Origin of the sequence: Bacillus sp. JJ1773 (assembly GCF_036962035.1) — a bacterium.
Taxonomy (GTDB): Bacteria; Bacillota; Bacilli; order Bacillales; family Cytobacillaceae; genus Cytobacillus.
Genome location: NZ_JBALNX010000043.1, coordinates 51,689 through 63,262 on the forward strand (window position 1 = coordinate 51,689; position 11,574 = coordinate 63,262).

Consider the following 11,574-nt stretch of genomic DNA (forward strand, 5'->3'; position numbering starts at 1 on the left):
AATTAATCGCTATCCCTTTACATATTCGCTTTTTTTTTCGATAATAGTAGCAATCATTCTAATTTTGTTATGACAGTTTTAAACGGAAAATGACAAATCGACAAATGAAAATTAATAATAAAAGGTGATCCCATGGCGAACGATCATGTTCTGACCGCTGAACAAGTCATCGACAGAACGAAAGTATATTTAAATGATGAGCATGTGGCGCTTGTTGAGAAGGCATATGAATATGCAAGACATGCCCATCGTGAACAATATAGAAAATCGGGTGAGCCTTATATCATCCATCCCATTCAAGTAGCAGGCATTTTGGCCGACTTAGAAATGGATCCATCTACGGTTGCAGCCGGTTTTCTTCACGATGTTGTAGAGGATACAGAGGTCACACTTGCTGATATTAAGGCAGCCTTTAATGAAGAAGTGGCCATGCTTGTTGACGGTGTAACAAAGCTTGGAAAAATTAAATATAAATCGAAAGAAGAGCAGCAGGCAGAAAACCATCGCAAAATGTTTGTGGCAATGGCACAGGATATTCGTGTCATCTTAATAAAGCTGGCAGATAGACTTCATAATATGCGTACCCTTAAGCATTTGCCTGCTGAAAAACAGCGCCGTATTTCTAATGAAACATTAGAAATTTTTGCCCCTCTTGCCCATCGTCTGGGAATTTCAAAAATTAAATGGGAGCTAGAGGACACAGCTCTAAGATATTTAAATCCACAGCAATATTATCGAATTGTTAACCTAATGAAGAAGAAACGGGCTGAGCGGGAGCAATATCTTGAAGATGTAATCAATGAGGTGCGCAACCGAATGAATGAAGTTTCCATTCGATCAGAAATTTCCGGCAGACCTAAGCATATTTATAGCATTTATCGTAAAATGGCTTTGCAAAACAAGCAATTTAACGAAATCTATGATTTGCTTGCTGTCAGAATTGTTGTAAATAGCATTAAGGATTGCTATGCTGTCCTCGGTATTATCCACACATGCTGGAAGCCAATGCCTGGTCGCTTTAAAGATTATATTGCAATGCCAAAACAAAATATGTACCAATCTCTTCATACGACAGTCATTGGTCCTAAAGGTGATCCGTTAGAAGTGCAAATTCGTACATTCGAAATGCACCGAATCTCTGAATTCGGGATTGCTGCTCACTGGGCTTATAAGGAAGGTAAAAAGGTCAATGAAAGACTGTCAATTGAAGACAAGCTAACATGGTTCCGTGAAATTCTAGAATTTCAGGACAGCTCCAACGATGCAGAAGAATTTATGGAGTCTTTAAAAATTGATTTATTTTCTGATATGGTGTTTGTCTTTACTCCAAAAGGTGATGTCATCGAGCTGCCATCAGGATCAGTTCCCATTGACTTTGCGTACCGGATTCACTCCGAGATTGGAAATAAAACTATTGGTGCGAAAATAAACGGGAAAATGGTAACACTCGATTATAAGCTGAAAACTGGCGATATTATTGAAATTTTAACCTCCAAGCACTCATATGGCCCAAGCAAGGATTGGCTAAAACTAGCTCAAACCTCACAAGCCAAAAACAAAATTCGTCAATTCTTTAAGAAACAAAGAAGAGATGAGAATGTTGAAAAGGGTAAAGAGCAAATTGAAAGAGAAATCCGCAATATGGATTTCGATTTGAAAGAAATTCTTACAGCCGAAAATATAAAACGAGTAGCCGAAAAGTTTAATTTCATGAATGAGGAAGACATGTATGCAGCAGTAGGCTATAACGGTGTAACGGCCCTTCAGGTTGCAAACCGCTTAACAGAAAAGCAGCGCAGAAAGCGTGATAAGGAACAAGAGGCAAATATTACAGATGCTGTTTCTGAGTTACGATCGTTCCCATCTACTAAAAGGCGTGAATCAGGGGTCCGTGTTTCCGGTATTGACAATTTGCTTATCCGTCTTTCCCGCTGCTGTAATCCGGTACCAGGGGATGAAATTGTTGGCTTTATTACGAAAGGACGCGGAGTCTCTGTTCACAGGGCTGATTGCACGAATATTGTCAATGATGAAGCAAAAGAAAGACTTATTCCTGTTGAATGGGAAACGGACTTAAATGACCGGAAAGAATACAGTGTTGAAATCGAAATTACGGGCTTTGACAGACGAGGAGTACTTAATGAGGTATTGCAGGCAGTGAATGAGTTAAAAACAAATATTTCTGCGGTATCAGGCCGTTCAGACCGTAATAAAGCGGCAACAATTAATATGACAATAGCGATTCACAATGTAAACCATTTACAGAAGGTTGTCGAACGGATTAAACAAATTCCTGATGTTTATGCAGTTCGCAGGATTATGAATTAAGGAGTATTGGTTATGCGAGTAGTTGTACAGAGAAGCAAGGAAGCAAGCGTTAAGGTTAACGGTGAAATAGTTGGGAGTATTCCAAAGGGCTTTGTCCTCTTAGTAGGAGTGACACATGAAGACGATGATAAGGATGCTGAATTTTTAGCTGATAAAATTGCCAATCTACGAGTCTTTGAAGATGAAAGCGGAAAAATGAATTTATCATTACTGGATAAAGGCGGAGAAATTTTATCGGTTTCCCAATTCACCTTATATGGAGATTGCCGAAAAGGGCGCAGGCCTAATTTTATGGAAGCAGCTAGACCTGAACACGCATTGAAAATATATGAAGCCTTTAATGCCTATCTTCGTGAAAAAGGATTAAAGGTTGCGACAGGTGAATTTGGCGCCATGATGGATGTTCAGCTAACGAATGATGGACCCGTTACACTAATTGTTGATAGTAAATAAGAAAAGTGTAAGCGCCTTGAAAGATGAACATCGACTAAATACCGCCACGTCCTGTGGCGAACGCCGATGTCAGCACATCCTGTGCTTGTCGGGGGTAGGTGCTGAAGCTAGACAATAAAAAAGGCCAGACAGTGTTCATACTTAAGTATGAATGTGTCTGACTTTTTTTATTTAGCCTTTAAGAATTAAATCTAGTTCTCCTTAAAATACCTAGCTAGCCCCTGGTAAATGCCAGTCGTCACCGTGTCTTGAAATTGGCTGGAAGATACGAGTATTTCTTCCGTAGGATTGCTGAGGTAACCTAGTTCTAGCAGAATTGCATTACGCTTATTTTCTCTTAACACATAATAATCTCCGGAACGATAGCCGCGGTCCTTTAGATTTGTCTTAGAAGTAATAGACGAGTGAACATTGGCAGCTAAATTCTTTTGATAGGAATGATAATAATAGGTGGTCATTCCATGAACACTCCGGTCTAACATACTATCATAGTGAATACTGATAAAGGCATCGGCGTTATGATAATGTGATGTATACACCCGTGATGATAGAGGGATATATGTATCATTATTACGAGTTAATATGACGTTAGCCCCTGTAGATTTCAATTTTTCATATAAGCTTTGAGCTGTCTGCAATGTTAATAATTTTTCAAGCGTTCCTCTTGCCCCTGTTGTCCCATTGTCTCTTCCGCCATGACCGGGGTCAATAACAATTTTTTTATTCTTCAAGTGTAACTCTGATCCGGGTTTTTCTACCATAGGCGCTGAACCATTTACGGAAACAATCCAACCGGCAATATAACCGCTTTCCCCATTAGAGAGACGGATTTCATACCAATCATTTTGGATACTAATAATATCAAATATATCTCCCTTATTGGCCCTATGTACTACTTCAGACTGAGTATTTGCATTTTTTCTAATGTTAGTTGCATCATGAAGAATTGTAAGAGAGCTATTCTTCACATTTTGCTCACTTACAGAAGGTTTGGCGATATCAGACTTGTCCAAATACCAGCTAGCCACCCAGCCGAATAATCCCTTTTCATACTCGATTTTTGCCCAGTTATTGGCTTCCTCGATAATTTGATAGCTTTCATTTTGTTGTACCGAGCCAATTGCTTTTCCACTTAAAGAGGCAGTATCTCTGACAGTTAACGATGTTGCCGTTACCTTGGCTGATTTACCTGAGCTTGTTGATTTACTTTGTTGTTTTTCGGGAGCGGGACTATTGGAAACAGCTTTGTCTATTTGAATATATTGGCTGCTTATCCATGCCTTCGTCCCAGAAAAAGAGATTTCAGTCCATTCACTTGTTTGAGATAATATCTTTACATTGTCTCCTAAACTTAGTTTTCCAATAATAGAACTATTTAGAGAAGGTGAGTTTCTGACATTTAAGGAATTTGCAGTAATACTGCCATTCGATTTTCCTTCTAAATTAGTAGCTTTGCTACTAGTTTGGATTTGGATAAAGTCATTAGAGACCCAGCCATTGCCAAATGGCGTTTGAAGATTCACCCAATTTCCATCCATACTGTGAACCGTGTATGCTTCTCCTTTATTAACTGTTCCAATCACTGGAAAGCTTGTCCCTGGACCTTTTCTAATTCGAAGGCCATCTGTTGAAATGGTAGCATTCTTGTTCTTCTCTAATTTTTCTGAGGAACTGTCCGAGATACTCGCGCTTTCCTTCGTCACGAGCCAATTAGCTACCCAGCCACGAACACCGTTACCAAGCTGAACTTCAATCCATTCATTCTTTTCGGAAAGGGAAGGGTATTTTTCTCCTTTTTTTGCCTTCGCAACGATCGGATAGCTCAAACCGGGACCTTTGCGAATATTTAAGCTATCTGTTCCCACTGTGACAGTTTGGCCCACTGCTTTTGCCGCTGACGGAGGAGTGGCTAATCCTATGAAGAGAACAGAGCAAAAAAATAAGAGAATTTGTTTCTTGAGCATTTGCTCCCTCCTTTTTGATAGATTCACATCTTTAAGAAAAACAAATTTTGTTTTTTTAGTCAAGCCTTTCCTTTTACTAAATGATATTACTTCTCTTTAGATCGCTTAAATCCTTCCAAATGAGATGAAAAGTTTCAAAATATGCGTCTGATTGCTCTATTGTCAAAATATCATAAATTTTATTGCTTATTGGCGACTTTTTCATCAAAGAAAAAAGCTATCTCAAATGAAATAGCTTTTTTTCTTAATATTTAATGTCTTTCGTGTAAATTACCTAGTTCATTTCCGGTTTCTAAAACATATCTTAAAAGTGACTGTAACTTATCTTTGTGGTTTTATTTATATAACTTACAAAGGAATTTTTTGAGGCGCTGCTTTTGCCTCTTTTTTTTGTAGTTTTACATAAAAGCTTCTTAGGGACTTCATGCATCCCGCTATTATGGTATTTGAATTGATTTTATATGGGAAAGCCTCAAACATATATTCTCCCCCTTTGCAAGTATTATTTCTGCGAGGTTATTTTCAATCTTTTTTAACAGTCCCACTTTTTTAGGATCTTTTCCCCCATCAAAGATGACAAGTTTTCCTGCTTCTTTTTTTAACTGATCTTCCAAATTAGGAAGTAAAGGAAAATTCGTTGGACTTACTCCCAATTGTACGTGACTTTTGCTTAAAGATAGGTTCATGTTGTTTAAAGTATAAGGTGAAGAGTTTTCATTAAAAGGGACAAGCCATTTTATATGGTCTATTGAAATAAATATCAACTTATAAATAGGTGAATAAAAACCCACATAGTCATTATAGACATTTGTTATATATCCATAGTAAGATAAATCTTTTCCTACATAAAGTTCTGTAAACACTGCCTTTGATTTATTTAATACTTCTTTAATATTAAGAAGATCCATTTTTGCAAACGCAGAAGATTCACTAGGCGAATCTACATAATCATCTTTATTGCTGTTAAGCTGGAAATGATGTACGTGTAACAAAGGGATATATAAATACCGTTGACCATTAAAGATGACAACAATATCTTTTCCTGCGTCAAGTAAAATCCCATTAATTGTTTCTTTCCCAAGCTGTAAATTTACTTGTTTACCTTGTAAAGTGATTAAATCAGTCAAACTCTTTTCCTCCTTAATATTTTTCCATATTCCATCATTAAATTTAGGCAAATACCATTTGTACCCAATAGTACAATAAGAATAAGGTAAAAATTGTAGATATTGGGATAACAACTAATGACACACTTAGATAATCCTTCCATTTCACTTTCACTTTATGCTGTCTGAGAATATACAACCAGATCAGGGACGCAAGCGTACCAATTGGAAGCAATAAGGAACCTATATCGCTGCCGATGATATTTGCAAGATAAATCGTCTTTAAAGTAATTGGATCGAGCCCCATTTCTGTTAAAGTTATCGTCCCAACCATCAAGGCTGGATGATTGTTAAAGATATTAGAGAGAATTGAAACGAGTCCGCCCATCGTAAAGCTTGCATAGAGCAGCCCTTGGTTGACAATAGGTTCACATAATTTCACGAGGAATGCCGTCAGTCCTACATTGTGAAGTCCGTAAATAATGACGTACATGGAAAAAGCGAAAATTAGAATGTGCCAAGGAGTCTTTATCAAAATATCAATGGGGTTTGTTCGCAGGTGATACCATCGCCATACTAGCAAAGCAACGGATCCGAGCACAGCAACTAGAGAAATAGGAATGGAGAGAAAAGAGGCTACAAATAATAAACAGCGCATGATAAAAACAAACAGCAATACTTTCAACATAAACTTTGTACGTTTTCTCTTTGTCTCGACAGAAAGTTTTCCTTTTAAAGGATGAAAATTTTTGGTGAAAAAACTCTCCTCGATCTCATAAGTGGAATTTGGCAATTTTCTTGGCAATTTTTTCTTCACTACGACAAACATTAACCAGGACATAAACAGTAAACCTAATGTTGCTGGGACAAACATCATGGCAGTATGCATATATAACGTCATATCTACAATTTCCAATGCAATGAGATTAACGATATTGCTGACGCCGATAGGAGCACTTGAAGCGGTAGCTGTAAGAGCGCCACTTAATAGGTACGGGATTTGCTGATGGGGTTTTAACTGCAGGTTTTTCAGTAATAGAATTAAAATCGGTGTTGTAATTAAGATGCTTCCATCATTATTAAATAAAAGTGTCATCAAGAAGCATAGAAGCTGAACATACCAATATAGACGGTAGCCTGATCCTTTTGCCATACTAGCAAGCCGGGCAGCTGCCCAGTGGAAGAAACCGAAGCTTTCTAATATGACTGCCATGACAATTGTCGCCATAATCGTAATAGAGGCTCCGCCAATTTTGCTGATAATATCCTCAATATTTGCTCGAGATACGATTCCTGTTAGTAAAATGATCCCTGCACCAACAGCAGCTGGATAAGCTTCATTGAGCCCCTTTGGCCTCCAAAAAATGACCAGCATGGTCGTGACAAATACAAAAATGGTAATTCCTAATTCAAATGACATTTTCTCACTCCATTTCTTTTTTTTCAGAGCAGAGTCATATGACACTGCATGTCCGTTTGCTTATATTTATATTCGCCTGAAAAAAGAAGGAACTAGATTATTGACCAAATTTGTCTAAATGTATGTTTGTCTAATAGAGACAATTGCATGATTAGATGAGTGCCTATTAAATTAAAGTCTTAGTTTTACTAGTTGTTCATCCAGAGAATGCATTTTCTATTCTAAAAGTGGGAAGAATAGGAGATAACTACGTAACGAAGGGTGAAAAAAATGAGATTTGGTGAAAAGGGAGCATCTGCCCACTTAGGAGAAAACCAGTTATTTGGAGTAGACTTTCATGACTTTATTCAAAAAGAACAAGGCTCAAACATGGTGGAATTAGCTTCAGAGTTTGGTTTATCTGTAAGAGATGTTCGTAAATTAAAAAAACATTTAGAAAGATCTTAAATAACGCTATTGACAATCCGATTGTTGATACGTATGATAATATAAATATTAGGATGAAATATTAACCGTTGATGAAGAATAGTAGTTAAGCTCCACGTGAAAAGAGAAGAAATGTCATAGGCTGAAAACATTTCTGCATGATGATTTAATGAAAGAACACTTCGTAGGTTTCTCTCTGAAAGAGGCATTCCCTTTAGTAGGAGCTGAACGTTCACAGGCGTTAACTGTAAAAGAGGAAGCACGTTCTTTTTAGGACGTCTTCAATTAGGGTGGCACCACGGGAATTTATAAGCTCTCGTCCCTTGTATTGTATACAAGGAGGCGAGGGCTTTTTTATTTTTTTAAAAATACTACTTATTATTTGAATAAGGAGGATTCATATATGGCATCAATCCAAATACCGCGGGGAACTCAAGATATTCTCCCAGGTGAAATAGAAAAATGGCAGTTAATTGAGGAAAAAGCAAGAGAACTTTGCGAGAAGTTTCAATATCGCGAAATCAGAACCCCGATATTCGAACACACTGAGTTATTTTTGCGAAGTGTTGGGGATACGACTGATATTGTTCAGAAGGAAATGTACACATTTGAAGACCGCGGAGAACGCAGCTTAACGCTAAGACCAGAGGGGACAGCTGCAGTTGTTCGGTCTTTTGTTGAAAATAAAATGTATGGGGACGCAACTCAGCCTGTAAAGCTTTATTATATGGGACCAATGTTCCGCTACGAGCGTCCGCAGGCAGGACGATACCGCCAATTTGTTCAATTTGGTGTTGAGGCCATTGGAAGCAATGATCCTGCCATTGATGCAGAGGTTATAGCTTTAGCCATGAGCCTTTATAAAGAACTAGGCTTGGAAAAGATAAAGCTAGTCATTAATAGTCTCGGTGATAAAGAAAGCCGAAATGCACACCGTGAAGCATTAGTAAACCACTTTAAGCCAAGAATAGACGAGTTTTGTTCAGACTGCAGGAGCAGATTGGGTAAAAATCCAATGCGAATTCTTGACTGTAAACAAGACAGAGACCATGAGCTAATGAAGGCTGCTCCATCGATTATCGATTACTTAAATGAGGATTCCAAGAAATATTTTGAAAAAGTACAGCAGTATTTAACTGATCTTGATATTGCATTTGAAGTGGATCCAAATCTAGTTCGCGGACTTGATTATTATAACCATACAGCATTTGAAATTATGAGCAATGCAGAAGGATTTGGGGCCATCACCACACTTTGTGGAGGCGGAAGGTATAATGGTCTCACCGAAGAAATTGGAGGTCCTGAGGCACCTGGAATCGGTTTTGCGATGAGTATTGAACGTTTTATCGCTGCCCTAGAGGCTGAACAAATTAAACTGCCAATTAATGAGAAGATTGATTGCTATTTAGTTTCGCTAGGAGAAGAAGCAAAGGACTATACAGTTGGATTACTGCATAGGCTTCGCCTCGCTGGCTTCTCAGCAGAGAGAGATTATTTAAATAGAAAAATAAAAACACAGTTTAAAGCAGCAGACAGGGCCAATGCTAAATATGTGGCGATTTTAGGGGAGGACGAACTTAAAGCTAAGAAAATCACCCTAAAATCAATGGAAACTGGTGAACAGTCGGAAATGGAACTAAATACATTTGTGGAAAAATTCACAGAGCTAGCTAGACAATAGGAGGAATAAAGAATGTTTGGGAGAACGTACTACTGCGGAGAAGTGACAGAAGCCGCCATTGGTGAAAAGGTTATTTTAAAAGGTTGGGTACAAAAGCGTCGTGATTTAGGAGGACTAATCTTTATCGATTTACGCGACCGGACTGGCATTATCCAAATTGTTTTTAATCCCGAGGTATCACAAGAGGCACTTGCTATCGCGGAAAAAGTAAGAAATGAATATGTGCTTGATATTGAAGGAGAAGTCATCGCCCGCGGAGAAGGCACGATCAATGAAAATCTTGCAACTGGACGTATTGAGGTACTAGTTAAAAAGATTTCGATCTTAAACGAAGCGAAAACTCCTCCATTCATGGTTGATGATAAAACAGATGTTTCCGAGGATATTCGATTAAAATATCGGTACCTTGATTTGAGAAGACCGGCAATGTTTGAAACATTAAAAATGCGTCATCAAGTAACAAAAGCAATGAGGGATTTTCTGGACGGGGAAGGCTTCCTTGATATTGAAACACCGATTTTAACGAAAAGCACACCAGAAGGGGCGCGTGACTATTTAGTTCCTAGCCGCGTACACCCTGGTGAATTCTATGCTTTGCCGCAGTCGCCGCAAATTTTTAAGCAATTGCTAATGGTTGGGGGATTTGAAAGATATTATCAAATTGCCCGCTGCTTCCGTGATGAGGATTTACGTGCGGACCGTCAGCCTGAATTTACGCAGGTCGATATGGAAATGAGCTTTATGAGCCAAGATGAAATAATTGGCCTAATGGAAAACATGATGAAAAAAGTCATGAAGGAGGTAAAGGGGTTAGATATCCAACTTCCATTCCATCGCATGACTTACCAGGAGGCGATGGACCGTTTTGGATCCGATAAGCCTGATACTCGATTTGGCATGGAATTAACTGATTTATCGGAGATTGTGAAGGACTCCAGTTTCAAAGTGTTTGCAGGAGCCGTATCATCCGGTGGTCAAGTGAAGGCAATCAATGTGAAAAATGGCGGCAGCCAATATTCAAGAAAAGATATTGACGCCTTAACAGAATTTGCAGCTGTTTATGGGGCAAAAGGTCTTGCTTGGTTAAAGGCAGAAGAGGACGGATTAAAGGGACCAATTGCTAAATTCATAACAGAGGAAGAACAAAAGGCAATGACAGCCACTCTATCTGTTGAAACGGGAGATTTATTACTATTTGTGGCAGACAAGAAAAACGTTGTGGCTGATGCACTAGGAGCAATACGTTTAAAGCTTGGTAAAGAGCTAGGTCTAATCGATCAAAGCAAGTTTAACTTCCTTTGGATTACAGATTGGCCATTATTAGAATATGATGAAGAGGCAGGCCGTTATTTTGCGGCACATCATCCATTCACAATGCCATTTAGAGAGGATTTGGAACTTTTAGAAACAAATCCATCCGAAGTTAGAGCTCAAGCCTATGACCTTGTATTAAACGGTTATGAGCTTGGCGGCGGATCTCTTCGTATTTTTGAAAGAGCTGTTCAGGAAAAAATGTTTAATGTCCTTGGCTTTACACAAGAGGAAGCAAATGAACAATTCGGATTCCTAATGGAAGCCTTTGAATATGGCACACCTCCACATGGGGGAATTGCCCTTGGCTTAGACAGATTAGTCATGCTGCTGGCAGGAAGATCCAATCTCCGTGATACGATTGCATTCCCGAAAACAGCAAGTGCAAGCTGTCTGTTAACAAATGCTCCTGGAGAAGTAAGTGTAGCCCAATTAGATGATCTTCACTTGGCATTAAACGTAAAAAAATGAGCATGGACCTATATTTGTACGCTTGTAAGAGAAATATGAATATGATAAAATACAATTAATCTTTAAAGAGTCCTGATGTGTTCGTTGTGTAACCTGACATTTTGACCGAACATCTATCCTTCGGGAGTCCAGAGTTTTCTATAGCGGCGTAAACGCCTCATGGCATGAGGACTTACATATGCAGAAACAGGACACCCACCTGCTTTGTGCGGGTTCAAAACGAAGGCATCTAAGCGACGGCACGATTGGGACTCTTTTCCTTTCATATGAATGCAAAATCTATTCCACATCGAAGGAATAGGTTTTTTTGTTTTGGTTCGAGTGAAAAAATGCCTAACAAGGTCATCAGTCGCTTCATCTGGTGCCCGCTGAAGGGGAGAATTATTATGATCAGTCATCAGTCACTTCATCTGC

General features: G+C 38.7%; 8 protein-coding genes, 1 other RNA gene and 1 other annotated feature. Of the genes, 6 read left to right on the top strand and 3 right to left on the bottom strand.

Annotation, left to right across the window (positions count from 1 at the left end; translation table 11 throughout):
* Positions 1–132: 132 nt before the first annotated feature.
* Positions 133–2,328 carry a RelA/SpoT family protein gene (locus V7127_RS12250; RefSeq protein WP_335486358.1) on the top strand — a complete coding sequence of 732 codons (2,196 nt, stop codon included), beginning with the start codon at positions 133–135 and terminating at the stop codon, positions 2,326–2,328.
* 12 nt (positions 2,329–2,340) lie between these two features.
* A complete protein-coding gene (dtd, locus tag V7127_RS12255; protein WP_335486361.1) occupies positions 2,341–2,781 on the top strand; it encodes a D-aminoacyl-tRNA deacylase in 441 nt (146 codons plus the stop codon).
* A gap of 191 nt (positions 2,782–2,972) precedes the next feature.
* Here the strand turns inward: dtd and V7127_RS12260 are convergent, their stop codons facing one another.
* The 3 genes from V7127_RS12260 to V7127_RS12270 all read right to left on the bottom strand — a co-directional run bounded on the left by V7127_RS12260 (position 2,973) and on the right by V7127_RS12270 (position 7,271).
* Positions 2,973–4,745, bottom strand: a complete 1,773-nt coding sequence (locus tag V7127_RS12260) for an SH3 domain-containing protein (RefSeq protein ID WP_335486365.1) — start codon at positions 4,743–4,745, stop codon at positions 2,973–2,975.
* Positions 4,746–5,182: 437 nt separating this feature from the next.
* A complete protein-coding gene (locus V7127_RS12265; protein WP_335486368.1) occupies positions 5,183–5,872 on the bottom strand; it encodes a DUF2642 domain-containing protein in 690 nt (229 codons plus the stop codon).
* 43 nt (positions 5,873–5,915) lie between these two features.
* Positions 5,916–7,271: an arsenic transporter gene (locus V7127_RS12270; RefSeq protein ID WP_335486371.1), complete on the bottom strand. Its 1,356-nt coding sequence runs from the start codon at positions 7,269–7,271 to the stop codon at positions 5,916–5,918.
* Positions 7,272–7,541: 270 nt separating this feature from the next.
* Here V7127_RS12270 and V7127_RS12275 point away from each other — a divergent pair, with 270 nt between their 5' ends.
* From V7127_RS12275 to ssrS, 4 genes are all read left to right on the top strand, one after another.
* Positions 7,542–7,718, top strand: a complete 177-nt coding sequence (locus tag V7127_RS12275) for a hypothetical protein (RefSeq protein ID WP_335486374.1) — start codon at positions 7,542–7,544, stop codon at positions 7,716–7,718.
* Positions 7,719–7,777: 59 nt separating this feature from the next.
* Positions 7,778–8,024 (top strand) — a binding site (T-box leader).
* A 76-nt stretch (positions 8,025–8,100) separates the two neighbouring features.
* On the top strand, positions 8,101–9,378 hold the full coding sequence (gene hisS / locus V7127_RS12280; protein ID WP_335486377.1) for a histidine--tRNA ligase: 1,278 nt from the start codon (positions 8,101–8,103) through the stop codon (positions 9,376–9,378).
* A gap of 12 nt (positions 9,379–9,390) precedes the next feature.
* The gene (aspS, locus tag V7127_RS12285; RefSeq protein WP_335486380.1) at positions 9,391–11,160 is read left to right on the top strand and encodes an aspartate--tRNA ligase; all 1,770 of its coding nucleotides are present in this window, start codon (positions 9,391–9,393) and stop codon (positions 11,158–11,160) included.
* Positions 11,161–11,226: 66 nt separating this feature from the next.
* Positions 11,227–11,416, top strand: a non-coding RNA gene (gene ssrS, locus V7127_RS12290) — 6S RNA.
* The last annotated feature ends 158 nt before the right edge of the window (positions 11,417–11,574 follow it).